The 26,980-nt window shown below is 61.3% G+C and carries 26 protein-coding genes; 6 read left to right on the top strand and 20 right to left on the bottom strand.

What is annotated here, in order from left to right; translation table 11 throughout:
- Positions 1 to 47 precede the first annotated feature (47 nt).
- Both J2858_RS14255 and J2858_RS14250 read right to left on the bottom strand, forming a co-directional pair.
- Positions 48 to 1,889 (bottom strand): ABC transporter ATP-binding protein, encoded by a 1,842-nt coding sequence (locus J2858_RS14255; RefSeq protein ID WP_348635492.1) that lies wholly within the window; start codon positions 1,887 to 1,889, stop codon positions 48 to 50.
- A gap of 42 nt (positions 1,890 to 1,931) precedes the next feature.
- Complete coding sequence (locus tag J2858_RS14250; protein WP_210105466.1) at positions 1,932 to 3,095, bottom strand: M20 aminoacylase family protein; 1,164 nt, start codon at positions 3,093 to 3,095, stop codon at positions 1,932 to 1,934.
- A 312-nt stretch (positions 3,096 to 3,407) separates the two neighbouring features.
- Here J2858_RS14250 and J2858_RS14245 point away from each other — a divergent pair, with 312 nt between their 5' ends.
- The 3 genes from J2858_RS14245 to J2858_RS14235 all read left to right on the top strand — a co-directional run bounded on the left by J2858_RS14245 (position 3,408) and on the right by J2858_RS14235 (position 7,106).
- Entirely contained in the window at positions 3,408 to 5,111 is a 1,704-nt protein-coding gene (locus J2858_RS14245; RefSeq protein WP_210105465.1) for a peptide ABC transporter substrate-binding protein, read from the top strand.
- 71 nt (positions 5,112 to 5,182) lie between these two features.
- Positions 5,183 to 6,193, top strand: a complete 1,011-nt coding sequence (locus J2858_RS14240; protein ID WP_210105464.1) for an ABC transporter permease — start codon at positions 5,183 to 5,185, stop codon at positions 6,191 to 6,193.
- Positions 6,186 to 7,106 carry an ABC transporter permease gene (locus J2858_RS14235; RefSeq protein WP_210105463.1) on the top strand — a complete coding sequence of 307 codons (921 nt, stop codon included), beginning with the start codon at positions 6,186 to 6,188 and terminating at the stop codon, positions 7,104 to 7,106. The genes J2858_RS14240 and J2858_RS14235 overlap by 8 nt, the downstream gene beginning before the upstream one ends.
- Positions 7,107 to 7,483: 377 nt before the next feature.
- Here J2858_RS14235 and J2858_RS14230 read toward each other — a convergent pair whose 3' ends face one another.
- Both J2858_RS14230 and J2858_RS14225 read right to left on the bottom strand, forming a co-directional pair.
- The gene (locus tag J2858_RS14230) at positions 7,484 to 8,431 is read right to left on the bottom strand and encodes a sensor histidine kinase (RefSeq protein WP_210105462.1); all 948 of its coding nucleotides are present in this window, start codon (positions 8,429 to 8,431) and stop codon (positions 7,484 to 7,486) included.
- Between the two features lie 390 nt (positions 8,432 to 8,821).
- Positions 8,822 to 9,616: a response regulator gene (locus J2858_RS14225; protein WP_210105461.1), complete on the bottom strand. Its 795-nt coding sequence runs from the start codon at positions 9,614 to 9,616 to the stop codon at positions 8,822 to 8,824.
- Between the two features lie 165 nt (positions 9,617 to 9,781).
- Here J2858_RS14225 and J2858_RS14220 point away from each other — a divergent pair, with 165 nt between their 5' ends.
- Positions 9,782 to 9,964: a NepR family anti-sigma factor gene (locus J2858_RS14220; RefSeq protein ID WP_210105660.1), complete on the top strand. Its 183-nt coding sequence runs from the start codon at positions 9,782 to 9,784 to the stop codon at positions 9,962 to 9,964.
- A complete protein-coding gene (locus tag J2858_RS14215) occupies positions 9,961 to 10,527 on the top strand; it encodes an RNA polymerase sigma factor (protein ID WP_210105460.1) in 567 nt (188 codons plus the stop codon). The genes J2858_RS14220 and J2858_RS14215 overlap by 4 nt, the downstream gene beginning before the upstream one ends.
- Here J2858_RS14215 and J2858_RS14210 read toward each other — a convergent pair.
- Positions 10,507 to 10,887: a hypothetical protein gene (locus J2858_RS14210; RefSeq protein ID WP_210105459.1), complete on the bottom strand. Its 381-nt coding sequence runs from the start codon at positions 10,885 to 10,887 to the stop codon at positions 10,507 to 10,509. The genes J2858_RS14215 and J2858_RS14210 overlap by 21 nt on opposite strands.
- A 133-nt stretch (positions 10,888 to 11,020) precedes the next feature.
- Here J2858_RS14210 and J2858_RS14205 point away from each other — a divergent pair, with 133 nt between their 5' ends.
- A complete protein-coding gene (locus J2858_RS14205; protein ID WP_210105458.1) occupies positions 11,021 to 11,779 on the top strand; it encodes a Crp/Fnr family transcriptional regulator in 759 nt (252 codons plus the stop codon).
- 36 nt (positions 11,780 to 11,815) lie between these two features.
- Here J2858_RS14205 and J2858_RS14200 read toward each other — a convergent pair whose 3' ends face one another.
- From J2858_RS14200 to J2858_RS14130, 15 genes are all read right to left on the bottom strand, one after another.
- Positions 11,816 to 12,262: a hypothetical protein gene (locus tag J2858_RS14200; protein WP_210105457.1), complete on the bottom strand. Its 447-nt coding sequence runs from the start codon at positions 12,260 to 12,262 to the stop codon at positions 11,816 to 11,818.
- A 2-nt stretch (positions 12,263 to 12,264) separates the two neighbouring features.
- Positions 12,265 to 12,591, bottom strand: coding sequence for a DUF883 family protein (locus J2858_RS14195; protein WP_210105456.1), 327 nt, complete (start codon positions 12,589 to 12,591; stop codon positions 12,265 to 12,267).
- 284 nt (positions 12,592 to 12,875) lie between these two features.
- Positions 12,876 to 14,270, bottom strand: a complete 1,395-nt coding sequence (locus J2858_RS14190) for an amidase (protein WP_210105455.1) — start codon at positions 14,268 to 14,270, stop codon at positions 12,876 to 12,878.
- A gap of 21 nt (positions 14,271 to 14,291) precedes the next feature.
- On the bottom strand, positions 14,292 to 15,110 hold the full coding sequence (locus J2858_RS14185; RefSeq protein WP_210105454.1) for an ABC transporter permease: 819 nt from the start codon (positions 15,108 to 15,110) through the stop codon (positions 14,292 to 14,294).
- A complete protein-coding gene (locus J2858_RS14180; protein ID WP_245366088.1) occupies positions 15,110 to 16,063 on the bottom strand; it encodes an ABC transporter permease in 954 nt (317 codons plus the stop codon). The genes J2858_RS14185 and J2858_RS14180 overlap by 1 nt, the downstream gene beginning before the upstream one ends.
- Before the next feature lie 173 nt (positions 16,064 to 16,236).
- Positions 16,237 to 17,769, bottom strand: a complete 1,533-nt coding sequence (locus J2858_RS14175) for an ABC transporter substrate-binding protein (protein WP_210105453.1) — start codon at positions 17,767 to 17,769, stop codon at positions 16,237 to 16,239.
- A 134-nt stretch (positions 17,770 to 17,903) separates the two neighbouring features.
- On the bottom strand, positions 17,904 to 18,836 hold the full coding sequence (locus J2858_RS14170; RefSeq protein WP_210105452.1) for a LysR family transcriptional regulator: 933 nt from the start codon (positions 18,834 to 18,836) through the stop codon (positions 17,904 to 17,906).
- 32 nt (positions 18,837 to 18,868) lie between these two features.
- Positions 18,869 to 19,621, bottom strand: a complete 753-nt coding sequence (locus tag J2858_RS14165; RefSeq protein ID WP_245366086.1) for an ABC transporter ATP-binding protein — start codon at positions 19,619 to 19,621, stop codon at positions 18,869 to 18,871.
- Entirely contained in the window at positions 19,618 to 20,451 is an 834-nt protein-coding gene (locus J2858_RS14160) for an ABC transporter ATP-binding protein (protein WP_210105451.1), read from the bottom strand. Before J2858_RS14160 ends, J2858_RS14165 begins: the two co-directional genes overlap by 4 nt.
- A complete protein-coding gene (locus J2858_RS14155) occupies positions 20,448 to 21,380 on the bottom strand; it encodes an ABC transporter permease (protein ID WP_210105450.1) in 933 nt (310 codons plus the stop codon). Before J2858_RS14155 ends, J2858_RS14160 begins: the two co-directional genes overlap by 4 nt.
- On the bottom strand, positions 21,377 to 22,441 hold the full coding sequence (locus J2858_RS14150) for an ABC transporter permease (RefSeq protein WP_210105449.1): 1,065 nt from the start codon (positions 22,439 to 22,441) through the stop codon (positions 21,377 to 21,379). Before J2858_RS14150 ends, J2858_RS14155 begins: the two co-directional genes overlap by 4 nt.
- A 21-nt stretch (positions 22,442 to 22,462) precedes the next feature.
- Complete coding sequence (locus tag J2858_RS14145; protein WP_210105448.1) at positions 22,463 to 24,097, bottom strand: ABC transporter substrate-binding protein; 1,635 nt, start codon at positions 24,095 to 24,097, stop codon at positions 22,463 to 22,465.
- A 47-nt stretch (positions 24,098 to 24,144) separates the two neighbouring features.
- Positions 24,145 to 25,197, bottom strand: a complete 1,053-nt coding sequence (locus J2858_RS14140) for a dipeptidase (protein ID WP_210105447.1) — start codon at positions 25,195 to 25,197, stop codon at positions 24,145 to 24,147.
- Between the two features lie 99 nt (positions 25,198 to 25,296).
- Positions 25,297 to 25,971, bottom strand: a complete 675-nt coding sequence (locus J2858_RS14135) for a phosphoribosyltransferase (RefSeq protein ID WP_210105446.1) — start codon at positions 25,969 to 25,971, stop codon at positions 25,297 to 25,299.
- Between the two features lie 13 nt (positions 25,972 to 25,984).
- Positions 25,985 to 26,902 carry a LysR substrate-binding domain-containing protein gene (locus J2858_RS14130; RefSeq protein ID WP_210105445.1) on the bottom strand — a complete coding sequence of 306 codons (918 nt, stop codon included), beginning with the start codon at positions 26,900 to 26,902 and terminating at the stop codon, positions 25,985 to 25,987.
- Between the last annotated feature and the right edge of the window lie 78 nt (positions 26,903 to 26,980).

The following is a 26,980-nucleotide window of genomic DNA, read 5'->3' as shown; positions in this document are numbered from 1 at the left end:
GACGCTCTTACACCGGAGCGGAGGGGCGCCCTTTGCGGGCCGCCGGCCTATTCCACCTGGACCAGATGTCCCTCCGAAACCTGTCGATAACTGCGCACCGGCGGCACGTATCCGGCCGGGCGAACCGGGCTCTTGATCTCGTCGGTCGACAGGTTGCGCTTGATCGCGCGGCGCGCCGGATCAGGCACCGGCACGGCCGCCATCAGCTTTTTCGTATACGGATGCTGTGGATTGTCGAAAACGGCCGCCCGCGGGCCGATCTCGACGATCTCTCCGAGATACATCACCGCGACCCGATGGCTGACGCGCTCGACCACGGCCATGTCATGGGAAATGAACAGATAGGCAAGGTTGAGGCTCTGCTGCAGATCAAGCAGCAGATTGCAGACCTGCGCCTTGATCGACACGTCCAGTGCCGACACCGCCTCGTCGGCGACGATGACCTTCGGATCGAGCATCAGCGAGCGCGCAATGGCGATGCGCTGGCGCTGGCCGCCGGAAAATTCGTGCGGATAGCGCCGCATCATGTCGGGCGACAGGCCGACTTTCGTCAGAAGATCGGCCGCCTTGTCGCGGGCATCGGATTTGGAGCCAAGATTGTGCTCGATGAACGGCTCCATGACGGCTGAACCGACACTCATGCGCGGGTTGAGGCTGGCAAAGGGATCCTGAAAAACCATCTGCACGGACCGGCGCATGGTGCGCAGCGTGGTGCGGTCGAGGTTCATCACATTGTAGCCGTCGAGCGTCACCTGCCCGCTTGTCGGTTCGACGAGGCGCGTCACCGAACGGCCGGTGGTGGATTTGCCGCAGCCGGATTCGCCGACAAGCGAGAGGGTTTCACCCGCAAACAGATCGAAGGACACGTTTTCCACCGCGTGAACCGCGCCGGTCTGGCGGCCAAAAATACCGGACCGGATGGCAAAGCGCGTCGTCAGATCCTTCACCTCGAGGATCGGCGTCTTACCCTTGTCGACGGTATCGATCACCTCCACGAGCGGCTGCGCTTCGCCGGACTGGATGTCGATAATGGGGAATTTCGCCGGCAGCGCGCGATCCTGCATGGAACCGAGGCGCGGCACGGCTGCCAGAAGCGCGCGGGTGTACGGGTGCTGGCCGCGATGGAAAATGTCGTCGGTGGAGCCGGTTTCGACCGTATCGCCGCGGAACATCACGATGGTTCGGTCGGCAATTTCCGCCACCACGCCCATGTCATGGGTGATGAAGAGAACGGCCATGCCCTCCTCTTCCTGCAGATCCTTGATGAGATCGAGGATCTGGCCCTGGATGGTCACGTCAAGCGCCGTCGTCGGCTCGTCGGCAATGAGAAGTTTTGGCCGCGAGGCCAGCGCCATGGCAATCATCACGCGCTGGCGCATGCCGCCTGAAAACTGGTGCGGATATTCGTCGAAACGCCCCTTGGCATTGGGGATGCGCACCTTGTCGAGCAGCCGCAGCACTTCCGCCTTGGCGTCGTTGAAGGACATATTCTGGTGGACGGTCAAGGCCTCGGCGATCTGCTTGCCGATCGGGAAGATCGGGTTGAGCGAGGTCATCGGCTCCTGAAAAATCATGGAGATGTCGTTGCCGCGAACCTTGCGCATCTCCTCTTCCGGCAGGGAGAGAAGTTCACGCCCGCCAAGCGTGACCTTGCCCTCGATCTTGCTCGACGACTTCGGCAGAAGCCGCATCAGCGAGAGCGAGGTTACGCTCTTGCCCGAGCCTGATTCGCCAACGATTGCCACGGTCTCGCGCGGGGCAATGGAAAAGTTCATGTTGCGCACCACCGAGCGCCAGTGGCCATTGACCCTGAACGAGGTGGTGAGGTTTTCGACCTTCAGCACCGGGCTTGCGGCTGCGTCCGCCGGTTTTACATGGGTGTCAGACACAGGCATCTCCTTCAACTTTGCGGGCATACAGGGCGGGACAAATCAGGCCGCCAGCGCCGTTTCGGCAAGCGTGACCCAATAGCTGATGCCATAGGGGATCGCCTCGTCGTTAAAGTCATAGGCCGGGTGATGCAGATTGGCCGTGGCACCGACGCCAAGGAAGACAAAGGCACCGGGCCGGGCTTCCAGCATGTAGGAAAAGTCTTCCGCGCCCATTTTCGGCGGCGCATTGGTTTCGACGCGCTGTTCGCCAGAAATATTGGCCGCGACTGAGGCTGCAAAATCCGTCTGGTCCGGATGATTGACGGTGACCGGATAGCCGCGATGATAGGTGACTTCGGCCACCGCGCCATGCGCAAGCGCCGTGCCTTCGGCCACCTCCACAAGGCGCTTTGCAGCAAAATCACGCACTTCAGGGTCGAGCGTGCGCACCGTTCCGGTGAGCTTCACCTCCATCGGGATGACGTTATAGGCATCGCCGCCATGGGTGGTGGTGACGGAGACGACGACCGATTTCAAGGGATCGACGGCGCGCGAGGCAATCGACTGCAACGCGATGATGATATGGGCCGATGTCAAAACCGGATCGATCGAAACATGCGGTTGGGCGGCGTGGGCGCCCTTACCCTTCACGACGATCTCGAACGTATCGGCCGCGGCCATTACGCCGCCCTTGCGCATGGAAAAATCGCCGACCGGCAGGCCGGGCATGTTGTGCATGCCATAGACTTCCTTGATGGCGAATTTTTCCATCATGCCGTCTTCCACCATGGCCAGACCACCAGCGCCACCTTCTTCAGCGGGCTGAAAGATCACGGCGACGGAGCCGGCAAAACGGCGGGTTTCGCACAGATACTGTGCGGCCCCGAGCAGCATGGCCGTGTGCCCGTCATGGCCGCAGGAATGCGCCTTGCCGGGGGTTTTCGACGCCCAGGCGACACCGGTGTCTTCGACGATGGGAAGCGCGTCCATGTCGGCGCGCATGCCGATCACCGGCCCCTCTCCGAGCGTTCCCTTGATGATGCCAACGACGCCGGTGCGGCCGATGCCGGTTTCCACCACGTCGCAGCCGAAGGCCTTCAGCTTTTCAGCGACAAACGAGGCGGTCTGGATGACATCATACAAAAGCTCCGGGTTTTCATGGAGATGGCGTCTCCATCCGGCTACCTCTTCCTGCATTTCGGCAGCGCGATTGAGAACTGGCATTGATGCACCCTCGTCTGTCTTTTCAGCTGTTTCCCGTATCTGGCGCCGATATTGCGACGTCCTTCAGTGTTTTTGCAAGCTTCAATTTTCGTTCTTGAACGTAATTTAGGCTTGTGTTTAGATAGCTTAAAATTTGTTCACATCCTGCCAAACGAGCCGAACAAGGCCATGGCGGATGCGCGTCATACCAGGAGGCGATCAACGAAATTCGCCATCACGCTGAGAGGAAACAGCGCGGTGGCGATGCGGTCTGGCAGACCAGGGCCGAGGCGCGGCCGACAATCACTCAAAAACATCTTCAAGGGGAAAAGAATGAAGAGCTTGAAAATCCTGCTTGCCGGTACGGTGGCGGCACTGGCGCTTGGCGGCGCAGCGCAGGCGCAGCGAGGAACCGATGGCGACCTGAAAATCCTGTTCTGGCAGGCGGTCTCCACCCTCAATCCGTATCTCTCCGGTGGCACCAAAGAAGTCTACAGCTCTTCCATGGTCATCGAGCCGCTGGCTCGCTACGACGAGACGGGCACACTCGTTCCGTGGCTGGTGAGCGAAATCCCGACCGTTGCCAATGGCGGCGTCGCCTCCGACATGAAGAGCATCACCTGGAAGATAAAGCCGGGCGTCAAGTGGTCGGACGGCAGCGCGTTTACCGCCGATGACGTGGTCTTTACCTGGCAGTATTGCACCGCCCCGGATGGCGGTTGCGCCCAGAAAGCGCAGTATGAAGGCATCACCAAGGTCGAAGCAGTCGATCCGCAGACGGTGAAAGTCTCCTTCGCAGAGCCGAAATATTATCCCTATGGCGCCTTTGTCGGCGCGCAATCGCCGGTCATCCAGAAGGCTCAGTTCAAGGATTGCGTCGGCGCCAAGGCCCCGGGCTGCACCGCGGCCAATTTCGGCCCGATCGGCACCGGCCCCTTTGTCGTGAAGGAATTCAAGCCGAACGACGTGATCACCTTCGTCGCCAACCCGAATTTCCGCGATGCGGCGAAGCCCGCCTTTGCCTCCGTGACGCTGAAGGGCGGCGGCGATGCGGCATCGGCCGCCCGTGCGGTTCTCGAAACCGGCGAATTCGACTATGGCTGGAACATGCAGGTCGAGCCGGAAGTGCTCGAAACCATGATGAAGGCCGGCAAGGGCAAGCTGGTGACCGCATTCGGCACGCAGGTCGAGCGTATCAACCTCAACTGGACCAATCCTGACCCGGCGCTCGGCGACAAGCGCTCCACCGTCGAAGGCGGCAAGCATCCGTCGCTGTCGGATCCGGCCGTGCGCAAGGCGCTGTCGATGGCCATCGACCGCGACATCATCAACGAAGCGGGCTATGGCGCGGCCGGCAAGCCGACCTGCAACATCGTCCCGGCCCCGGATATCTACATCTCCACCGCCAATGACTGGTGCCTTAAGCAGGATATCGCCGGCGCCAACAAGCTGCTCGACGATGCAGGCTGGAAGAAGGGCGGCGACGGCATCCGCGCCAAAAACGGCGTGAAGCTGTCTTATCTCTACCAGACCTCGACCAACTCCGTGCGCCAGGGCACCCAGGCGCTCGTGAAGGACTGGTGGCAGCAGATCGGCGTGGCAAGCGAGCTGCGCAACATCTCGGCCTCCGTCTTCTTCGGCGGCGATCCGGCAAGCCCCGATACGTTCCAGAAGTTCTATGCGGACGTCGAGATGTACACCAACAACTTCGACGGCACCGATCCGGAAAAATACCTGACCGAATGGCTCTGCAACAAGATCCCGGCCCCCGCCAATGGCTGGCAGGGCCAGAACATGCCACGCTACTGCAACCCGGACTATGACAAGATCGTCGCCGAACTGTCGAAGACCTCCGACCTCAAGCAGCGCGCGGAACTGGCCAAGAAGGCCAATGACATGCTGACGGCCGAAGGCGCCCACATCCCCCTCATTCACCGTGGCCAGATTTCCTCCACGGCCGTCACGCTGCAGGGCGTGCGGATGAATGCCTGGGATTCCGAACTGTGGAACGTCGCAGACTGGTCCCGCAAGAAGTAACGCCCTGAGCGCCGGTTCCGCGTCCTGCGGAACCGGCATTTGCTTCTCCGCGACCGCCTGGAGACCACAGAATGTTTACCTATACGATCCGGCGACTGATGTTTGCCGTACCGACGCTGCTTGTCATCAGTTTCGTTATCTTTGCGCTGCTCGATCTGGCGCCCAACGATCCGCTCGGCGATCTGCCGCTCACCATTCCGCCGGAAGTGCGCGAACAGATCCGCGCCGCCATGGGCCTCGACCAGCCCTTCCTGTTTCGCTACCTGAAATGGCTGCAGCAGTTCTTCGTCAATGAACCGCTCAACATCCTCGAACAGATGACCGGCTGGCAGTTCGGCGATGGCAACCGCATGCGCGTGCTGTCCTGGGCCACCCGCAGCCCGGTGGTCGATCTCATCATCCAGCGCATGCCGCAGACGCTCTGGGTCGTTGGCATGGCCTATGTCTTCGGCATTCTGCTGGCTATCCCCGTCGGCGTCATCTCCGCCTATAGGCAGTATTCGATCTTCGACCAGGTCGGCACCTTCGTCACCATGGTCGGTTATTCGGTGCCGACCTTCTTCACCGGCGTGCTCCTGATCGTCATCTTTTCCTCCTGGCTGCAATGGTTCCCGTCGATCTACGACACCAATCTTGTCGTCCGGGACTGGTCGAGTTTCATCGCCCAGATCCGGCAGATGTTCCTGCCGGTTCTTGTCCTTGCGCTCTACAATGCCTCGCAGATCACCCGCTTCGTGCGCGCCTCCATGCTGGACAATCTCAGCCAGGACTATGTGCGGACCGCCCGCTCCAAGGGCGTCAAGGAAAAGACGGTGCTTCTGGTGCATGTGCTGCGCAACAGCCTCATCCCGGTCGTCACCGTCATCGCGCTCGGCGTGCCGACGATCTTTTCCGGCGCCATCATCACCGAGCAGATCTTTCGCGTGAACGGCCTTGGCCAGTTGCTGATCACCGCCGTGCAGGGCGCCGATATTCCGCTCGTGCAGACGCTGACCTTCATCTTTGCCGTCCTCATCGTTTTGTTCAACCTGATTGCCGATGTGCTTTACGGCATCCTTGACCCGAGGATCCGCTATGACTGACACAGCCGCTGCCGCGCTGGCCGATACCCGCGCGGCCAACGAAACGCCGATGGCGCTGTTTCGCCGCAAGTTCGGTGCCCACAAGGGCGGCGTCGCCGGCCTCATCGTGTTCATCGCCATCCTGCTCATCGTCTATGTCGGGCCCTTGATCCACACCATCGACCCGAACAAGATCGACATCCGTGCCAAGAACCAGGGGCCGTCGCTGCTGCACCCGTTCGGCACCGACAATCTCGGCCACGACATGCTGGCGCAGGTGATGGCCGGGGGGCAGATCTCGCTTGCGGTCGGCATGACCGCCATGCTGCTCTCGCTGCTGCTCGGCACACTCATCGGCGTTCTCTCCGGCTACTTCCGCCGGCTGGACGGGCCGCTGATGCGGCTGACCGATCTCTTTCTCGCCCTGCCGCTGCTGCCGCTGCTTTTGGTGATCATCCTGTTGTTTCGCGACACGCTGCGCACCGCCTTCGGCCCGGAAACCGGCATCTTCATCCTGATCGTCTTCGTCATCGGCATTACCAGCTGGATGCATACCGCCCGCATCGTTCGCGGCGATGTGCTGGCGGTCAAAAGCCAGGAATTCATCCTGGCGGCCAAGAGTAGCGGCATGCGGGAATACCGCATCGTGCTACGGCATATTCTGCCCAATGTGCTCTCCTCGATCATGGTCTCGGCAACGCTCGGCATTGCCGCGGCGATCATCACCGAATCCGCTCTCTCCTTCCTCGGGCTCGGCTTCCCGTCCGACTTTCCGACCTGGGGGCGCCTGCTGTTTGACGGCACGAATTTTCTGCAGATCACCCCTTCCCGCGTCATGTGGCCGGGGCTTGCGATTTCGCTCACGGTGCTCAGCATCAACTATGTCGGCGATGCCATCCGCGATGCGCTGGACCCGCGCACCGTCTCACGCTGAGGCGGTCGCGGCTTTCATCCTCAAGCGCCCCGCCGGGGCGCTTCTGCCATCCGGCCAGCTTTTTTTGCGAAATAATAAAAAGGAGATTTTTTTTGCAGAGGCGCGGAACCAACAGACGGGATGCCCGTTCTTAGTACATCTGGAAGCGCCCCCGTCCCCCCGCCCTTCAAGCTTCCAGATGCCTCTTCATCCCCCTCGAAGAGACCAACGGTCTCGATTTCCCCGGAAATCGAGACCGTTTTTTTATGCCCGGCAGCATCCGTGATGCGACTGCTTTCTTGCAGATACCGTGCGACCGCTGCGGGCTTGCAATCTCATCTCATGAAGGAAAATTTGGTTTCGCCTCAAAGGCAGGCCGCACACAGGGTGCGGCGCTCCTATTCGGAGGCGTGCTCGAGCGGGAACACCAGGCTGTAGCTGATGCGCTCCGGCGTAATGACGTAATGCGCCTTGCCGTTGACGGAGGCCGGCACGACCCGTTCCAGCACGGTGCTGCCGAAATGCGCCTTCAGGCTGTCTTCCTCGCGCGCATCCAGACGGCCGGCGACGAGCGCAAGCCCCTCCTCCCAGCGCACTTCCAGACAATCCTGGCCATTGGCCTGGACACGGTTGCAGCTGATGGCGATGGCGCGACCGCTTTTGACCAGCGATCCGTGGCTGACGGCGTTGACGATCAACTCGTGCAAAGCAAGTCCCAGATGCAGCGACGCATTGGGTGACAGAAGCACGTCGTCGCCGCTCACCTTCACCTGCTGCTGGTGTTCCGGCAGATATTTGTCCGTCTGCTGGCGCACAAGCTCGAAGAAATAAGCACCGCGCCAGCTGGAATCGGTGATGAGATCCTGCGACTGCGACAGCGAATAGAGCCGACCGCGAAACTTGTTCAGGAACATGTCGAGCGAGACGGAATAACGGGCCGTCTGCAGCGCGATGCTCTGGATGATGGCGAGCAGGTTTTTCGAGCGATGGCTCACCTCGCGCAACAATGCGCGCAGCAAACGCTCGCGATGGCGCTCTTCCGACCGATCGACGATGGTGGTGACCAGGTGCACGCCGCCCGCCGCCAAGGCGACCGCCTGCACGCGAAACTCATAAATCTCGTCGGAATTGACGGAAATCTCGAGATGCTTCTTCTGGCCCGGTTCGGTGATGCCATCCTTCAGCATCTTCAGCTTTTCGGCGATATCACCACCAAAAAGGCTGCTGTCACTAGGGGATTCGGCCAAACCGGCAGACCATACGGACGGGAGATTGGTAACGAACAGGTAATTGCGGTCGAGATCCTGGATGATCACGCTCGCTCCGAGATCGACAAGGGCTGGCATGAAAAACTCACGCAACTTGTCGTCACTCTCACCAGCCTGTTGCCATGTCAGCTGATGTGACAACAATTTTACTCCGCCCTTTCCGATTGACCGTGGAACTTGCAGCCCGGCCAATGCAACACCTTATAGGACCTACGCCCCTCAGGAACAACCCGAACGGCAATGAATAAAAGACAGGGAAGGCAGGAGTGGACGCAAGATCTGGGCCACAGGATGTGACCCGAATACTATAATCAACGTCTAGACCTGCCTTCTTATCTGGTAAGACGCCCCGCGACTGAAATGGCAGAGCAGCTTCCGGTGAATTTCGCAGCGACTGAACGCATCGCCGCAGGGAATGTTCCGGAAAACTGTCATGCCATCATCAGGAGCGGCGCGTTTTGTCGAAAATCAAGCGGCGGCCTTGACGGTGTCGTTAAAGAACAGCGCCTGGCTGATCAGGGCCTTCACCATGTCCGGGTTGAAAGGCTTGGTGACCAGGAAAGCCGGCTCAGGCCGTTCGCCGGTCAAAAGCCGCTCCGGGAAGGCGGTGATGAAGATGACCGGGACGCTCGATGATTTCAGGATCTCGTTGACGGCATCGATGCCCGAGCTGCCATCGGCAAGCTGGATATCGGCAAGCACCATCTTTGGTTGCGAGGTCTGGAACAGCGCCACGGCTTCCTTGTGGGTGCGGGCAATGCCGGTGACGCGGTGACCAAGATCCTGCACCATCTGCTCGATATCGAGCGCAATCAGCGGCTCGTCTTCGATGATCATGATCTCGGTCGCGACCTGCCGTGAAATTTCGCGCGAGGCCTCATCGAGAAGGCGGGTAGCTTCCTCGGCACTGACGCCCAGAATCTCGGCCGTTTCCTCGATGGTGAACCCTTCCACCGAAATCAGCAGAAACGCGTGGCGCGCCTGCGACGGCAGGTTGGCAAGATTTGCGACGGCTCTTTGTTCCCAGGCAAAGGGAGACTCGATCGGGCGGATCTCGATTGAGGTGGAACCAAAAATGGCGACAAACAGTTTGTAAAGCGAAACGCGGTCCTTGGACGTTTCCGGAAAAATGGAAACATCTGCAATCAATGCCTCCAAGACCGCAGCGACATATGCGTCCCCCGAGGTCTGCGATCCTGTGACCGCGCGGGCATAGCGGCGCAGGTAAGGAAGGTGGGACGCAATGCGTGAGGTAAGTGACATTCAGAATCTCCCCTGATGCCCAATGGGCAATTAACGTGGTATCAACGGATGCGGCAAAAAAAAGTTCCGAGACATGGGAACTTTTTTTCAGCCCACGCATTTAACGGAACGATATCGCAACAGGCGCCTGTGATGAGTGACGACGAGACCAGAAACAAAGATAAGATGACAACAGCACAATCGAACAACTTCCGGCCGGGCGCAATGCAGCCGAACGCGTCGATTTCCCGAAAGCTACGGGAATTCTACGACGCTGTGCAAGAGGAAGGTATTCCGGATCGATTTCTGGAGCTTCTTGAGCGTCTCGATGAGGCGGAGAAAAACGCCAAGGCGGTAAAAACGAAATGACCAGCAAGGACGAGGACGTCGATCGCGCCTTCAAGCGCGACCTCTTGGCATCTTTGCCCAATCTGCGCGCCTTTGCCGTCTCACTGACCGGGCGCCATGACAAGGCCGATGACCTGGTTCAGGACACGATCATGAAGGCCTGGGCAAACCAGGGCAGCTTCACCGCCGGCACCAATATGCGCGCCTGGCTGTTTACGATCCTGCGCAACGAATTCTACAGCCAGATGCGCAAGCGTGGCCGTGAAGTGCAAGATACCGATGGCCTGTTCAGCGAGCGGTTTTCCGTTCACCCGGAACAATATGGCCGCCTGGACCTGCAGGATTTCCGCAAGGCCCTCGATACTTTGCCCGACGACCAGCGCGAAGCCATCATTCTGGTCGGCGCCGCAGGCTTTGCCTATGAGGAAGCCGCTTCCATCTGCGGATGCGCCGTCGGCACCATCAAGAGCCGCGTTTCGCGTGCCCGCTCGCGATTGCAGGAAATCCTGGGCGTTTCCGGGGAAAGCGATTTCGGCCCGGATCCGGGCGATGCTGCAATTACATCACGCGCCTTCGGCAGTTGACGCGATAAAGCCGATCGTCTGCTGTGCCGCCCGCTGCACCATAGCGACAAGTTCCTCATCATCAAATGGACGCGCAATCACCGGAATGCCGGGAAATCCCGGCACGCCGCGTTGGACCATGCGATCGACCGATGAAAAAACCACGCCGGCGCCTTCCGACAGGCGCAGACGGATTGCATCCTCGACAGGTGGCGTCAGAAGCGAGGCGTTGAGGAAGAGCACGTCGAATGGTCGGCTTTCCAAGGCGTGCGCGATCTCGCGAGGCACAGCGATTTCGGCTGTATAGCCCAGTTTTTCGGTCAAGACCTGTTCGGCCTCGAGAGCCACGAGATATTCGACGTCGATAATGAGGACATGCACACGGTGGTTCCCGATTGATGACGTGAGCCAAGGCGTAGATCACTCCCAATCATGAGGGTCATTTAAAAAAGACACATGCCGTGTCGCATTCTTGAGCTAGGATGGAGCAACTTGTCGCGTCTCCGGTCCCTTCATGGCTCAAATGAAACCATTCAGTCCTCCCCGCATCCCCTGCAACCTCTGTCCCTTGCGTCGCCGTGAGAATTTCCGCGATTTCACGCCGGAAGAACTCGGCTTTGTATCAACCTTCAAGATCGGGGAGCTGGCCGTCGATCCGGGCGCCACGATCATCGTGGAAGGCGAGATGCATCCGCAGCTCTATACGGTACTGGCCGGATGGGGCTTTCGCTACAAGATCCTTGAGGATGGTCGCCGGCAGATCCTCAATTACATCCTGCCTGGAGACCTTGTTGGCCTGCAGGGCAATCTGATGCGGGAAATGCTGCATTCGGTGGAGGCGCTGACGCGCATGACGCTGTGCATCTTCGAACGCGACAGGCTGACATCGCTGTTTCGAAAGCACCCCTCGCTCGGCTACGACCTCACCTGGATCGCCTCCCGCGAAGAATCCATGCTGGACGAACACCTGCTCAGCATCGGCCGGCGCACGGCGCTGGAGCGGGCGGCCTATCTTCTCGCCTTCCTCGATCACCGCGCCCATGTGACGGGCATTTTCAACGAGGACGGAGCGAAGATCCTGCCGCTGACGCAGCAGCATGTGGCCGATACGCTCGGCTTGTCGCTGGTTCATACCAACAAGACGCTGCGCCGGCTGTCGGATGCCAATGTCCTGCGTTGGCTCGACCGAGGCTCGGAAGTGCTGGAGAGGGAAAGGCTGTTCGACATTGCCGGCTGGCGTCCGACGGACGAAGGCCAGCGTCCCTTCATCTGAGGACGCCGGCCATCATCGTCTTGGTCTTGATCAGCGTCAGGCGCCTGGCTCAGCCTCGTTATCCGAGCCTGCTCCCATAAAGCGCGTGACAAGAAGCGCAAGGCCGCTCACCACTGCCGCGGCAGCAAGCGGCCGGGATTTGAGGAGGATAGGCAAGGCCGAGACAGCCGCCGTGATCATCAGCGCGCGGTTGCCGGCGGCCTGTTCCCGCCGCCGCCGCTCGTCCGCCCTGTTCTTCAAAAGGACAATGCTGAAGACGAGAAGAGCCACGGCAAGCGCCAGAAGCGCCACAATGCCAAGGGCCGCCACAATGCTCATCATGGTGGCAAGATAGACGGCAAAGGCCGCAACGCCTGCCCCATAGGCCGTCAGCACGAAGAGCGCTGCAATGGCGTAAAGAACGGTGTTGCGTCGAAGCCGGTGCACGGTGGACCGCATGTCCATCGACACCAGCGAGGCGATTAGAGGGGCAAGACCGCCCATGATCAGCGGCGCGACAGGAGCGCGAACAGGAAGCCGACGCCGGCAGCGATGGCGACCGACTGCAGCGGCTTGGAGCGGATCTGGCGCTCCAGGTCCTGCTCCATCGACAGGGCCTGCGCCTTGGCTGCATCCATCATCTGGGCCGAGGCATCCATGGCATCATGCGAGGCGCGCTTGGCCTTGCTCTTCAGGTCATCGGCCTTCGAAGAGCCGGCAGCGGCAACCGTGCGGGCAAGGGCTGCAATGTCTTCGCGCAACTGCTGCAACTGCAGTTCGATATCGGCCTGGGAGCCGGTGCGCGGAAATTCATTCGGCGAATTCATGGACATTGGGATCTCCTTGAGAAATGGCAATTGCCTGGCAGGACTGCGGTGCGCGCGACAGACTGAAAAATTCGGCGACAGAAAAACATGCCCCCGTCCGTATGCGTCCGGCGCCCGGTGGTTCGCCCGTCAACGACGAAGCTGCTGTTTTGTTCCACAGGACAAAGATTGCATAGCAGGCGCTTGCGCGCATTCTTTTTATGGACTGTGCGAACCGAGCAATCCTTGCGCAAAATCAAGCACGCAAGGATCAGTCGTCAGGTGTCCCAAGGGGTATCGATCGACGATCGTCAGGCCAAGGGCGGCTCGGGCCAGCGCGGCATGCCGCCCAACAGGGTTTCAAAAAGCTTCGACAGCTTCAGCACAAACTGGTCGGCATAGCGCGGGCCGACGATCTGCAGCCCGATCGGCATGCCAGAGCGGGAGAAGCCGCAATTGATCGAGGAGGCCGGCTGCTCCGACATGTTCCACGGCACGGTGAAGGCAATATGCTCGAAGGGAGCTGCCGGATCATTGGTCGGCGACGCCCATTCGGCGGGATAGGACACGATGGGATTGGTGGGCGAAATCACCGCATCCACCGTCGTGAACAGTTTGCCGCAGGTCTTGCGCATTTCGATGGTCTGGTTGAAGCCGCGCACGGCATCGACGCCCGAGACATCGGCGCCGCCCTTTGCCCAGTCGTAGATATAGGGCAGGATCGTATCGCGGCGCGCCTGCGGCATCGCCTCGATATCGCCCCAGAAACGGGCGCGCCAGAAATTGTCGAGCCCGTCCAGCATGGCGCGGGTGATAACCGGACCGACCGGCACGATTTCGGCACCCGCCTGCTCCAGAAGCCGGGCTGCGGCTAGCACGGCATCCTGAACCTCCTGTTCGGCGGCAAGCCCGGTTCCGGCATCGAGCATCAGGCCGATCTTCAGGCCCCGCACATCCACATCGAAATCCAGCCAGTCGAAATCATTGGGCGGCAGCGAGGTTCCATCGCGCCAGTCGGGCCGCGACAGCGTTGCCATGGAAAAGGCGGCGTCTTCCACCGTACGCGTCATCGGCCCGGCGCAGCGCCCGACATAATAGGGATCGACCGGGATGCGCCCCTGGCTGGGCTTGAAGCCGAAAATGCCGGTCCAGCCGGCCGGAAGCCGCACGGAGCCGCCGATATCGGTGCCGATATGCAAGGGGCCGAAGCCGGCAGCCGCGGCCGCAGATGCGCCGGCACTCGACCCACCGGGGTTCTGGGACAGATCCCAGGGGTTGCGGCTGAGCTTGTGGAAGCTCGAGAGCCCGGACGACAGCATGCCGTAATCGGGGCATGTGGTCTTGGCAAAGATCACCGCGCCATCTTCCCGGCAGCGGGCGGCAATCGGCGCATCGGCAGGCGCCGGCACCAGGTCGACAGCTTTCGTGCCGAGCGGCACCGGATCGCCTTTCGTTGCAATCAACTCCTTCAACGTCAGCGGAATGCCATCGAGCGCTCCGAGCGTCTCGCCCTTCATCCACCGCTCGCCGGAGGCTTTTGCCTGGGCGCGGGCGCTTTCTGCGTCATAAAGGTAAAGGGCGCAGACATGCGGTTCGAAGGCAGCAATCCGCTCCTCAACCGCCTGCCAGTATTCAAGCGGCGACAGGTTTTTTTCGGCAAACAGGGTCCGGACCTGCCGGATGGTCAGTGTCAGCAATTCATTCATGGCGATGTCTTCGATCTGAAATCAGGATTGGTCACGAGGGTCTAAAAGGTCGCGCAGGCCATCGCCCAGCATGTTGAGGCCGAGCACCGCGAGCGCGATGGCCATGCCCGGCATCAGCGCCATCCACGGCGCCTGGCCAAGATAGGTTTGAGCGTCCGACAGCATGCGTCCCCACGTGGGTGTCGGCGGCGGCATGCCGAGCCCGAGGAAACTGAGGCCGGCTTCGGTGAGGATCGCAAGGCCGAGCTGGATCGTTACCTGCACGATGATCTGGTTGGAAATGTTGGGGAGGATATGGGTGATGGTAATCTTCGCCCGGTTGCGCCCCATGCCGATGGCCGCCGTCACGTAATCGCGGGTCCAGATCTGGTTTGCGGCCCCAAGCGTCACGCGGGCAAAGACCGGCACCATGAAGACGGCAATGGCGATGATGGCGGTAAACCGCCCCGGCCCCATGAAAGCGCCGAGCATCATCGCCGACAGGATGGGCGGCACGGCAAAGATGATATCGCAGCCGCGCATGACCAGAGTTTCGGTAAAACCGCGCACGGCCGCGACAAACACGCCGACCAGAGTGCCGAGTGTGGCGCCGATAGCAACGGCCAGCAGCGAGGTGGACAGCGAATTCCAAGCCCCCACCATCAGCATGGAGGCGATGTCGCGGCCGAAATGATCGGTGCCGAGCAATCCGACGGAGAGCGGCGGCTTCAGCTTGGAGACGATCTGCATCTTGGTGGGCGGCAGCGGCGTCCAGACCAGAGACAGAAGCGCCACGACAAAGAGGAAGGTGGTGATGAGAAGGCCGGAAAGCAGGATCGGGCGGCGCAACAGATACCGCATCAGCGCACTCCCGCCCGAAGCCTTGGATCAATCGCGAGATAAGCGAGATCCACAAGGAAATTCATGATGATGACGAGGCCGGAAAAGAACAGGATGACGTTCTGCATGACGATGATATCGCGCTGCGTCAGCGCCTGATAGGCAAGCCGCCCGAGGCCCGGCAGGTTGAAGACGTTTTCCACCAGCACCGCGCCGGCAATCAGGAAGGTGAATTGCAGCCCGAGAATGGTGACGACAGGCACCAGCGCATTGGGCACCGCATGCACCCAGAGCGCCGTCTTTTCCGACAGCCCCTTGGAGCGGGCGGTGCGGACGAAATCCTCGTTCATCACCTCCAGCACGGCAGTGCGGGTGACGCGGGTGAGAACACCCGCCTGCGGCAGCGCCAGCGCCACCGCCGGCAGGATCAGCGCCTTCAGCGCCGGCCACAGACCCGCATTCCAGCCGGGGAAGCCTCCGGCCGGCATCCAGCCGAGTGTGACCGAAAACAGCATCACCAGCAGCAGTCCGACCCAGAAGCCGGGAACCGCGATAAACACCTGCGACAGCACGCTTGCGCCGTAATCGACAAGGCTGTTGCGCCGCCCGGCCGAGATGACGCCGAGCGGAATGGCAATAATGATGGACAGCGCAACGGCAAGAAGCGACAGCGGCACGGTGACGGCCAGCCGCTCGCCGACAAGGCCTGCGACCGGCACGCCATAGGTATAGGACGTGCCGAGATCCCCCTTCAGGGCCGCCAGAGCCCAGGTGACGTAGCGCACGGCAAGCGGCTGGTCGAGACCGAGCTGGCGCTGCAGCGCCGCCAGCGTTTCCGGCGTGGCCGACGTTCCAAGCATGACGGATGCCGGATCGCCGGGCAGAAGATCCATCACGACAAAAATCAGCACGGAGACGATGAGGAGCGTCAGCAGAAGGCCCAGAAAGCGCCGCGCGATGAGCAGCAGGATCATTGCATTTCTCCGCAGCGGCGGTTTTGTCGCACAGGCCGAGGCCCTGCGCGCATGACAATTCCGATCCCTTGCCCGTCAGGGCAAAGGCGGCGGACATCTGAACTTACCATAGTCGTCTCATAGATGAGAAAAAGGGGTCCCGGCGGGTTGGCAGGCGCCGGGACCGGCGTGCATCACTGCGTCCAGGAGACGTTGGTCAGCACGTTTGAGGGGATCGGCTCGTGTTCCCAGAGGCCGGTGAGGTTCTTGTTCCACACGCCGAGCTTCGGCATCACGAAGAGGTAAAGCGCCGGCACGTCCTCTGCGAGGATCTTTTGCGCGTCGCCATAGAGCTTTTCCTGGGCTGCCGGATCGGTGGTTTCCTCGACCTTCTTCAGAACGTCGTTGAAGGCCGGGTTCTTGTAGTTGAAGTAATAGGGATCGCGCGCATAGATATCGATGTCCATCGGCTCGGCATGGGCAACGATGGTCATGTCGTAATTGGAGCCCTTGAAGACATCAGCCACCCATTTCGCCGGGAATTCGGTGGTTTCGATGTTGAGCGTCACGCCGATTTCGGCAAACATCGCCTGCAGCATCTGCGAAGACCGCTGCGCATAGGCCATCTGCGGGGCCTTGATGGTGAAGGTGAGCCCGCTGCCATAACCGGCTTCCGCGAGCAGCGCCTTTGCCTTTTCCGGATCATAAGGATGGACGCCGGTCAGATCGACGTAGCCGCGGTCGTTCGGCGTATAATGGCTGCCGATCGGGGTGCCGAAGCCGGACCAGGCGCCTTCCACCAGCGTCTTGCGATCCACCGCCATCATCAGCGCCTGGCGCACACGCTTGTCGTCGAACGGCTTTTTCGCGCTGTTCATGCCGGCAACGACCTTCAGCTCGGTATTGCCGATAACGGTTGCAAGCTTGCTGTCGCCCTTCAGATCCTCAATCAATTCGGGCGCGGCAAATTCCGGGATGGCGTCGATATCGCCGGACTTCAGGGCCGCGGCCTGCGCCTGCGCATCCGCGACGAAACGGAAGACGACCTTTTCAAGCTTCACCTTGACCGACTTGTCCCAGTAGTTGGGATTGGCGGCAAGCTCGACACGGTCGCCCTTCGTCCAGCTGACGAATTTGAACGGACCGGTGCCGATGGGATTGGTCTTGGCGTCTGCGGCATTTTTCGGCGCCACCATGACGGAGGCCGGCCAGCCGAGCCAGTAGAGAAGGCTGCTGTTGCGCGCCTTGAGCTTCAACACCAGCGTCGTGGCATCCGGTGTCTCAGCCGTATCGATTGCCTGGAAGAAACGCTTCTGTCCATTGGTGCTCTCCGGCCCGCGGGCACGGTCCAGCGTGAATTTAGCGGCAGTAGAATCAAACACTTCGCCGTCATGGAAGGTGACGCCCGTCTTCAGCTTGAACGTATAGGTCAGGCCATCGTCGGATATCGTCCAGCTTTCCGCGAGCTGCGGCTTGATCTCACCCTTTTCGTTGATGGTGACCAGACCCTCATAGACATTCTGCCAGGTGACCTGACCGACTGCGACAGGGGCTGCGACCGTCGGATCGAGCCCCGGCGGCTCCACCGACATGCCAAGCGTCAGCGTCGTCTTCGCCGCCGCCTCGGCCGTGCCATGCAGCCCTGCCCCAAGGCCGGCCGCCAGCGCAGCCAAAAGCACGGCGCGGCGCGAGAGTGTCGTCGATGCACGAAGGAATGTGCTTCCCATTCTCCAACTTCCCCTTATTCTCGTTCTGCCACCGGTTCATCAGGCCCTGCGGGAACGCTGTTATGGCAAGAGAGTGGCACTTCGCAGGCGCACACACAATTAGCATTTTTGTGTGCCCTGTGTAGCGGAAAACGCTACACCGATGTCTTCTTCCGTTCAGACTGTTTCGGCCGGTCCGCGCCGCGCATGAAGGCTTCGATGAAGTCGACGAGCTTGGAGGCGGCAAAGGACAGCTGGCGGTCCGGCGCCACGCACAGATCGATCGAGGTGCGCACGCCCTTGCCAGCCGAGACGGGGATGGCCGCAAGCTGGCCGGAGCGTACTTCGCGGTGGACGGCAAGGGCTGGCAGAAGCGTCACGGCCGCCTCGCGCAGAACCAGTTCCTTCAGCATTTCCAAGGAACCGGTGACAAAGACCGGATCCAGCTCCACGCCGATCTTCAAGAACTGCTCCTCGAAAGCCTGGCGTGCGCCAAAGCTCTTGTCCGGCAGCGCCAGCGGCAGAGCGGCGATGTCGCGCAGCGAAATCTCCGGCTGCAATGCTGCCGGATGGTTGGCCGAGGTGATCAGGTCATAGGTGATTTCCGACCGCAGCCGCACCTTCACCCCCGACAGTTTGGGGGCAAAGAGGGTCACGACGAGATCCGCCTCGGCAGAGGCCAGCGCATCCAGCGCCTGGCGTGCGCTGGTGATGGCCACTTCGAAGCGAAGCTTTGGAAAGCGCAGGCTGAATTCGGCCAGCACCGGCGCAATCAGGTTGGCAACGGTCGCGCCATTGGCAAAGATGGTCACCTTTCCGCGCTGCAGGCCCTTCAGGTCATCGATCAGCTGGTGGACGTGTTCGAGTTCCCTCAGCGTTCGTCCGGCCCGCGCCGCCAGAAGCTCTCCTGCGGCGGTCAGCTTGATGCCCCGATTGGATCGCTCGACCAGTGTCGTGCCGAAGTAATGCTCGAGGTTCTCGATCTGGCGGCTGACGGCGGTAGCCGCCACATTGAGATTTTCGGCAGCCGCGCGCATCGAATTGGTGCGCACGAGCTCGTCGAAATACATGAGGGCACGAAGCTGCATCGGGATTCCTCGGTGCCACCGTCAGGCCGGGGTCAATCCCGGCGAAACCCTTCGCTCGCCACCAGAAGCGCGCGAGTATAGTCTTCCGAAAAGGCGCGATTTTCCAGCGCATCGACCGACACTGTTTCGACCACCTTGCCCTTGCGCATCACCGTCAAACGCTCGCACATGTGGCTGATGACGCCGAGATCGTGGCTCACCATGACGAAGGTCAGACCGCGATCTTTTCGCGCCTGTTCGAGCAGGTTGAGGATTTCCGCCTGGATCGAGGCATCGAGCGCAGAGGTCGGTTCGTCGAGCAGCAGGATTTTCGGCTCCAGGATGAGCGCGCGGGCAATCGCGATGCGCTGACGCTGGCCGCCCGACAGCTGGTGCGAATAGCGGAAGCGAAAACCGCTGCCGAGACCCACTTCATCGAGAGCGCGGGCAATGCGCACATCCACATCGGTAAAGCCGTGGATGGCGAGCGGCTCAAGCAGCAGCCGGTCCACGGTCTGGCGCGGGTGCAGCGAACCGTATGGATCCTGAAACACCATCTGCACGGTGCGGTAAAAATCCTTGCTCCGCGTCTGGCCCCGGTAACTTGTCCCGGCCACCGTCAGGCTGCCGCTTTCAAAGCTGTTGAGGCCGGCGATGGCACGCAGAAGTGTCGATTTTCCGGAGCCGGATTCGCCGACGATGCCGAAAGATTCGCCTTCGCGCACATCGATGCTGACGTCATCGAGCGCCAGGAAATCGTCGAAAGCCACCACCATGTTGCGAACGGAAAGAGCAGACGCGCTCATAGAGCCCACTCCGGCTTTCGCTCCAGAACGGGCAGCGGATGGCGATGCGTTCCAATCGTCGGCAGGCAATTCAACAGACCTTGCGTATAGGGGTGTTTCGCCTCCGCGAGATTGGCCGAGGGCAGTTCCTCCACCACGCGCCCGCCATACATGACGATGACGCGGTCGCAGAAGGACGACACCAGCCGCAGATCGTGGCTGATGAAGATGAGGCCCATGCCGCGTTCGGAGACGAGCTTGTCGAGGATGGCGAGCACTTCGAGCTGCACCGTGACATCGAGGGCAGACGTCGGCTCGTCGGCAATCAGCAGCTCCGGCCCGCAGACCAGCATCATGGCGATCATCACGCGCTGGCCCATGCCGCCGGATACTTCATGCGGATAAAGATCGAAGACGCGTTCCGGATCGCGGATCTGCACCGCCTCCAGCATGGCAAGCGCACGCGCCCTGCCCTCCTTCATCGAGACGTTCTCGTGAGTGCGCAAGGTCTCGATGATCTGGCGACCGATGGTCATCACAGGGTTCAACGAATATTTCGGGTCCTGCAGGATCATGGCGACACGCTTGCCGCGCAGGGCCCGGCGCTGGCTGGCCGAGGCGGACAGGAGATCGATGCCATCGAAGGCAAGCGTCTTGGCGCTAATCTTTGCGTGGCCGGGCGTCAGCCCCATGATGGCGCGGCCGGTCTGCGATTTGCCGGAGCCGGATTCACCAACGATGCCGAGCCGCTCCTTGCCGAGCGTGAAGGACACGCCGCGCACGGCATCCACCTGTCCCGTGCGGGTGGGGAAGGAAACGCGCAGATCGTCGACGGTCAGAAGCTTGCTCATTGGCCGGCCTCCTTCGGATCGAGCGCATCGCGCAGGCCATCGCCCAGAAGGTTGAAGCCAAGGCTGACGATGAGGATGGCAAAACCCGGCATGGCGGCCACCCACCATTGATCGAGAATGAAGCGGCGACCGGAAGCAATCATCGCGCCCCATTCCGGAAGCGGCGGCTGCGCGCCAAGCCCCAAGAAACCAAGGCCGGCCGCCGTCAGGATGATGCCGGCCATGTCGAGCGTGACGCGCACGATGAGCGAGGACGTGCAGAGCGGCATGACGTGACGCAGCACGATGCGAAACGGCGAGGCCCCCATCAGCTGCACGGCCGCGATGAATTCGGAATTACGGAAGGTCAGCGTTTCGGCACGGGCGATGCGCGCATAGGGCGGCCAGGAGGTAACGGCAATTGCCAGAATGGCGTTTTCGATGCCGGGACCAAGCGCTGCAACCAGTGCCAGCGCCAGCACGAGCTTCGGAAATGCCAGAAAGATGTCGGTGATGCGCATCAGGACGGCATCGACCCAGCCGCCGGCATAACCGGCCACCGTGCCGACGATAAGGCCGATGGGGGCTGCGATGATGGCCACCAGCACGACGACAAGCAGCGTCAGCCGCGAGCCGTGGATGAGGCGCGAGAGGATATCGCGGCCCTGATCGTCGGTGCCGAGGATATAGCCATCAGCGCCCGGTGGCAGCAGACGGGCATTGCGCAGGTCACCCACGACGGGATTATGCGGGGAAATGAGATCGGCAAGCCCGGCAATGACGATCAGCGCCAGGATGATGAAAAGGCCGACGAGCGCCAGGCGATTCTCCGAGAACCGGCGCCAGATGACATAGGCACGGCCGAGCTTTGCCTGCCGCCGCGAGGTCGGGCGATCCGAGAGCAGCCATTCGCGGCTATAGGGTTTCAAGGTGGTCTCCGGCATGCTCATCGTCTGCGCGTCCTCGGATCCAGCGTCCGGTAGAGAAGATCGGACAGAAGATTGATGGTGATGAACACGGCGCCGATGATGATCGTGCCCCCGAGCACGGCATTGATATCGGCGTTCTGCAGCGAATTGGTGATGTAAAGCCCGATGCCCGGCCAGGCGAAGATCGTCTCGGTAAGAACCGAGCCTTCGAGAAGGCCAGCATAGGAAAGCGCAATGACGGTGAGCAGCGGAACGGCGGCATTGCGCAGCGCGTGGAACCAGATGATGCGGGTTTCCGACAGCCCCTTGGCGCGCGCGGCAACCACATATTCCTGCGCAAGCTCGTTCAGCATGAAGGAGCGCGTCATGCGGCTGATATAGGCCAGCGAGAAATAGCCGAGCAGCGAGGCCGGCAGGATGATGTGGCGAAACAGATCCCACAGCACATCCCATTGGCCCTGGATGATCGCATCGACCATGAAAAGCCCGGTGATCGGCGTGAAGGTATACTCATAGACGACATCGATGCGGCCGGGATAGGCGACCCAGTTCAGCCTTGCGTAAAAGAACAGCAGAGCCAGAAGCGCCAGCCAGAAGACGGGCACGGAATAGCCGATGAGGCCAATGACCCGCACGATCTGGTCGACAAGGCTGCCACGGCGCACCGCGGCCAGAACGCCGAGCGGAATGCCGAAGACGGCGCCGATCAGCGTGCCGAGCGTCGCAAGCTCCAGCGTTGCGGGAAAGACCCGGCGAATATCCTCCATCACCGGATTGGAGGAGAGCACCGAGACACCGAAATCGCCGGACAGGACCTGCTTCAGATAGAGCAGGAACTGGTGCCAGAGCGGCAGGTTGAGGCCAAGCTGCTCGCGCACCCGTTCCACCACATGGGCGGGCGCGCGATCGCCAACGATGGCAAGCGCCGGATCGATCGGGATGACACGCCCGATGAAAAAGGTCACGGCAAGCAGGCCGAGAAATGTCGTCACGACCGTGACGGCAAAGCGCAGCAGGCCTATGGCCGGGCTTGCGGTGCGGCGCCTTGGCCGCACCGCACCCGTTGTTTCAGGAAGCGTCAAGGGATCAGACCTTTCCGCGGATCACTTCGAGATCGTGGAGACGAAGTTCGTATCGAAGCTCGGACCCAGCTTGAAATCCTTCAGCTTTGCCGAATAGCCGGCCACTTCCACCTGCTGGAAGATGACGACGAAGGGGCTCGTCTGCAGAACTTCCTTCTGGAGGTCCTGGTAGATGGCCGCACGCTTGGCGGCATCCTTTTCGAGAAGCGCCGACTGCGACTTCTTCGTCAGTTCCGGCACATCCCAGGCATTGCGCCAGGCGAGCGTCTTGTTCTTGCCCTGGTCGGAATTGTCGTAGTTGCTGGTGAATGTTTCGGCATTCGAGTTCGGGTCGAAATAGTCCGAACCCCACTGGCCGATATAGATGTCATGGGTGCGGGCGCGGTATTTTGTGAGCGTCTGCTTGCCATCGCCCGGAATGATTTCAAGCTTGATGCCGGCCTGGGCGAGCGTCTGCTGCACGGCTTCGGCAATGCCGGTCACCGGCTGCGTGTTGCGCACGTCCATGGTGACGGTGAAGCCGTCCTTCAGGCCAGCCTTCGCCAGCAGTTCCTTGGCCTTTGCCACATCCAGCTTGTAGGGGTTTTCGCTGGAAGCGCCCAACTGGCCTTCCGGCAGGAAGGACTGATGGATCTTGCCGATGCCCTTGATCAGGGTTTCGCCGATGGCATCGTAATCGACCAGGTACTTGAACGCCTCGCGCACTTCAGGCTTTGCGAGGTTGGCATTCTTCTGGTTGAGGCTGAAGTAATAGAGCGTGCCCTTCGGAGCGGAGATCGTGGCCAGATCCTTCTTGCCCGAGATGGCGGCGAGATCGTTCGGCTCAAGGTTACGGGCGATATCGATATCGCCGTTTTCGAGCGCCAGACGCTGGCCGGAGCTTTCCTTCATGTGGCGATAGATGACGCGCTTGATCTTGGCCTTTTCGCCGAAGAAGTTCGGATTGGCTTCCAGCACGACGGCTTCGTTGGCGCGCCAGGTGACGATCTTGTAGGCGCCGGAACCGGCATAGCCGGTCTTCAGGAACTCGTTGCCGAAATCATTGTCGTATTTGTATTCGGCGGTCGGCGTCATCGGCTTGGCCTTGGCGACCACAACCTTCTTGTCAACGACCGATGCCACGGTAGCGGTCAGAACGTTCAGCACGAAGCTCGGGGCATAGGGCTTGTCGACGGTGAGCGCGAAGGTCGCGTCATCGACGGCTTTCGCCTTGTCGGTGATGTTGTCGCCGGTCAGCCCGAACTGCGTCAGAAGGAAAGCCGGCGACTTGTCGAGCTTGACGGCACGCTCGAAGGAATAGGCGACATCGGCTGCGGTGATCGGGTTGCCGGAGGCGAATTTGAGGCCCGGCTTCATCTTGAACGTATAGGTCAGGCCATCGTCGGAGACCGTCCAGCTATCGGCAAGTTCCCCGACGACCTTGGAGGTGTCCTTCGGATCGAGCATGACCAGCTTGCTGTAGGTATTGGCGGTGACTTCCGCCGCGGAAAGCTCGAACGCCTCGCCCGGATCAAGCGTGATGATGTCGTCGATGGCAAAGCCTTCAACGAGCGTATCGGCCGGCGTTGCGGCAAAGGCCTGCGGTGCGGCAAGCGTTGCCAGCGACAGCGCGACGCTCGTCGTCAGGATACGGAAATTGCGGTGAAACACGGTCATGTTAGTCCCCTGATTTTGTTGTCGTGTCAGTCTTGTCTAAACATTCATCACGCTTCGTGCCAGGCGTTCGCAAGAACCCTCAGCCAGTTTTCCCGACACAGCTTATGAAGATCTTCTGAAGCGTAGCCCGCAGCTTTCAGGGCCGCAACCAGTTTCTGGTTGCCGCTGGCATCGCGGATATCGGCGGGAACGGTCGCGCCGTCGAAATCCGAGCCAAGGCCGACGCAGTCGATGCCCATGCGCTCCACCATGTAATCGATATGGCGCACCATCAGGTCGAGGCCGGTATTGGCGTCATCGCGGGCATCCGGGCGCAGCATGGTCACGGCATAGTTGAGGCCGACAATGCCTTTGCGCTCGCGGATCGCGTCCATCTGCCGGTCGGTGAGGTTGCGCGCGACCGCCGTCAGCGAATGGACGTTGGAGTGGCTTGCCACCAGCGGCTGGGTGGAGGTGTTGGCGACGTCCCAGAACCCCTTTTCGGTGATGTGGGCAAGATCGATGAGAATGCCCATCCGGTCGCAGGCCTTCACCAGTTCAAAGCCGAGGTCCGTCAGGCCAGGCCCGGTATCGGGCGAAAGCGGATAGGCAAAGGGCACGCCATGGCCGAAGGCATTGTGGCGGCTCCAGACAGGTCCCAGCGAGCGCAGGCCGGCTGCATGAAACACCTCAAGCGCGGAGAGATCACGGTCGATTGCCTCGCAACCTTCCATATGGATCACCGCTGCAAACTGCCCCTCGCCAATCGCATCGCGAATATCGGCGGTAGACCGGCAGATGCGCCAGGCGCCCGCCTCGTGCAGCTTCAGCGCGATGGCAAATTTTTCCATCGCAATGTCCAGCGAGGCCGCGCGGTCCAAAGGCGCGGCAAGCGGCGTGTAATAATGGCCGTTGACGTCCGGCTCCTTGAGGATCAGGTCACCGGACGGGATGTAGATGGCGCAGAGCCCGCCCACCAGACCACCTGCGCGGGCGCGCGGCCCATCGATATGGCCTTCACGCGTTCCCTTGACGAATTCCGCCACCGGATCAGCACCGTTGCGCATGGTGCGCCACAGCCGCAAGAGAACATCGTTGTGGCCGTCGAACACAGGTTCCATCTGGGATTTCCGAATTGTCATACTAGAGCACTCGATAGGAGGGCGATCCTAGGCCAATCTACAAACTGTCGGCAAGGCGGAAAGTGCCGCCACGCACAACTACTGCCAGCGACCGTCAGTACCCTTCGTCAGCATCGGCGTCTCGAGCACGCCATGGACCAGCGTCCGCCATGCCGGATCCGCGGCATCGAGCGCCGCATGCCACCGCGTGGATTGCAGCATGGCAGCGCCGATGGCGATCGGCGCGACACCCACAGTGTCCAGCAATCGCAGGCCCGCCACGATCGAACTGCCGCTCGAAATCACGTCATCAACCAGCACGACCCGCCGGCCCTCGATGAGCGGCAGCATGCGCGGGTCCACATAGAGGCGCTTTGCCTGTTCGGGCGTGGTGATGGAGGTGAGCGGCACCGACAGCGTTTCCTCGTACCAGAATTTCCGCGAGGTCCCGAGCGGCACATACCGCGTGTGGCCGAGATGGCGGGCAAAGGCTGCGGCAAGGGTCAGGCCGAGCGTCGGCAGGCCCACGACCACGTCCGGCTGAAGCGGTGCGATGCGCTCCGCCAGATCCTTGGCCAGCGCCTCGACCACGGCAAAGCCGGCCTGGTTGATGATGAGGGAGGCCAGCGCATGGCGCCCGTCCGGCAGCGGCCGGATCGGCAGGCGCAACTGCCGGCCATCGGCGAAGCGGGCCGGATAAAAGGTCTCGAAGGGGCCGTCGTCAGGAAAACTTGCGGGGGGATGAACCTCCTGCCAGAACGCGTGGGGCTGCATCAAAAACTCCCGATCAGGCATAATAAGGCTCGTCGCGCCAGCGGCCGACTTCCTCGATCAGCCAGCTGCGAAACAGCTTGACCGGACGGAATTCGACGCGGGTAATCGGCGCGACCACATAATAGGAACTGGGGCTGCGCACCTGTTGCGGCAGCGCCTGCACGAGGTCTCCCGCCGCAAGCTCGGATTCGATCAGAAACAGCGGCATCAGCGCAACGCCGAGACCGGCGCTGCAGGCCTGGGCGACGCTTGAAAACTGCTCGAACCGCATGCCGGGCGCCGGCGTGCCGGCAACCGCCATGCTTTCGAAGAAATGCGTCCAGGCGCCGGGGCGCGAGGCCATGTGCAGAAGCGGCAGCGGCAGAAGATCAGCCGGCTGCTCGATGACATGGCCTGCCAGGAAGACCGGGCTGCAGACCGGCGCCACCATCTCCTCCATCAGGAAGGTGCATTCCGCGCCCGGCCAGTTCGGTTGTCCGATATGGATGGCGACATCCAGCCCGTCCTGCTCGAAATCGAACATGCCGATCCGCGTGGCAAAGTTCAGCGTGATTTCCGGATGGGCCGACACAAAGCGGGGAATGCGCGGCAAAAGCCAGCGCGTGCCAAAGGTCGGCAACATGGCAAGGTTCAGCGTATCGCCATGCCGTTTCGTCATGGCCTGCAGGGAGGCGGCGCGGATCTGCGAGAGAGCGCCGCCAATGGCGCGCGCATAGGCGCGTCCGGCCTCCGTCAGCGCCACACCGCGGCTGGAGCGGTCAAACAAAAGGATGCCCAGTTGGTCTTCGAGACCGGAAATCTGGCGGCTTATGGCCCCTTGCGTCAAGGACAGCTCGTCGGCGGCATTGGAAAAACTGCCCAGCCGCGCCACGGATTCGAAGGCGGCAAGGGCGCTGGTGGAGGGTAAAAGCTTGCGGCTGACATTGGACATCGTCCATTCCTATAGCTCATGTCATCGTGAGTAAACGGCGCTGGACCCGACAAGCCTGTTGGCGGATAACCTCTCCCA

The sequence above is a fragment of the Neorhizobium galegae genome (assembly GCF_017877135.1).
Lineage (GTDB): Bacteria > Pseudomonadota > Alphaproteobacteria > Rhizobiales > Rhizobiaceae > Neorhizobium > Neorhizobium galegae_A.
The sequence above is the reverse complement of the archived record's forward strand: the minus strand, read 5'-3'. Positions and strand labels throughout refer to the sequence as shown.

Excerpts from the sequence above, each read along its gene's own strand:
- J2858_RS14170 (WP_210105452.1), bottom strand. The coding sequence starts at position 18,836 with ATGCAGCTTCGTGCCCTCATGTATTTCGACGAGCTCGTGCGCACCAAT.
- J2858_RS14180 (WP_245366088.1), bottom strand. The coding sequence starts at position 16,063 with ATGATCCTGCTGCTCATCGCGCGGCGCTTTCTGGGCCTTCTGCTGACG.
- J2858_RS14195 (WP_210105456.1), bottom strand. The coding sequence starts at position 12,591 with ATGTCCATGAATTCGCCGAATGAATTTCCGCGCACCGGCTCCCAGGCC.
- J2858_RS14160 (WP_210105451.1), bottom strand. The coding sequence starts at position 20,451 with ATGAGCAAGCTTCTGACCGTCGACGATCTGCGCGTTTCCTTCCCCACC.
- J2858_RS14250 (WP_210105466.1), bottom strand. The coding sequence starts at position 3,095 with ATGCCAGTTCTCAATCGCGCTGCCGAAATGCAGGAAGAGGTAGCCGGA.
- J2858_RS14130 (WP_210105445.1), bottom strand. The coding sequence starts at position 26,902 with ATGTCCAATGTCAGCCGCAAGCTTTTACCCTCCACCAGCGCCCTTGCC.
- J2858_RS14225 (WP_210105461.1), bottom strand. The coding sequence starts at position 9,616 with ATGTCACTTACCTCACGCATTGCGTCCCACCTTCCTTACCTGCGCCGC.
- J2858_RS14220 (WP_210105660.1), top strand. The coding sequence starts at position 9,782 with ATGACAACAGCACAATCGAACAACTTCCGGCCGGGCGCAATGCAGCCG.
- J2858_RS14240 (WP_210105464.1), top strand. The coding sequence starts at position 5,183 with ATGTTTACCTATACGATCCGGCGACTGATGTTTGCCGTACCGACGCTG.
- J2858_RS14215 (WP_210105460.1), top strand. The coding sequence starts at position 9,961 with ATGACCAGCAAGGACGAGGACGTCGATCGCGCCTTCAAGCGCGACCTC.
- J2858_RS14135 (WP_210105446.1), bottom strand. The coding sequence starts at position 25,971 with ATGCAGCCCCACGCGTTCTGGCAGGAGGTTCATCCCCCCGCAAGTTTT.
- J2858_RS14175 (WP_210105453.1), bottom strand. The coding sequence starts at position 17,769 with ATGGGAAGCACATTCCTTCGTGCATCGACGACACTCTCGCGCCGCGCC.
- J2858_RS14205 (WP_210105458.1), top strand. The coding sequence starts at position 11,021 with ATGGCTCAAATGAAACCATTCAGTCCTCCCCGCATCCCCTGCAACCTC.
- J2858_RS14140 (WP_210105447.1), bottom strand. The coding sequence starts at position 25,197 with ATGGAACCTGTGTTCGACGGCCACAACGATGTTCTCTTGCGGCTGTGG.
- J2858_RS14230 (WP_210105462.1), bottom strand. The coding sequence starts at position 8,431 with ATGCCAGCCCTTGTCGATCTCGGAGCGAGCGTGATCATCCAGGATCTC.
- J2858_RS14145 (WP_210105448.1), bottom strand. The coding sequence starts at position 24,097 with ATGACCGTGTTTCACCGCAATTTCCGTATCCTGACGACGAGCGTCGCG.
- J2858_RS14165 (WP_245366086.1), bottom strand. The coding sequence starts at position 19,621 with ATGAGCGCGTCTGCTCTTTCCGTTCGCAACATGGTGGTGGCTTTCGAC.
- J2858_RS14185 (WP_210105454.1), bottom strand. The coding sequence starts at position 15,110 with ATGCGGTATCTGTTGCGCCGCCCGATCCTGCTTTCCGGCCTTCTCATC.
- J2858_RS14190 (WP_210105455.1), bottom strand. The coding sequence starts at position 14,270 with ATGAATGAATTGCTGACACTGACCATCCGGCAGGTCCGGACCCTGTTT.
- J2858_RS14155 (WP_210105450.1), bottom strand. The coding sequence starts at position 21,380 with ATGAGCATGCCGGAGACCACCTTGAAACCCTATAGCCGCGAATGGCTG.
- J2858_RS14245 (WP_210105465.1), top strand. The coding sequence starts at position 3,408 with ATGAAGAGCTTGAAAATCCTGCTTGCCGGTACGGTGGCGGCACTGGCG.
- J2858_RS14200 (WP_210105457.1), bottom strand. The coding sequence starts at position 12,262 with ATGGGCGGTCTTGCCCCTCTAATCGCCTCGCTGGTGTCGATGGACATG.
- J2858_RS14235 (WP_210105463.1), top strand. The coding sequence starts at position 6,186 with ATGACTGACACAGCCGCTGCCGCGCTGGCCGATACCCGCGCGGCCAAC.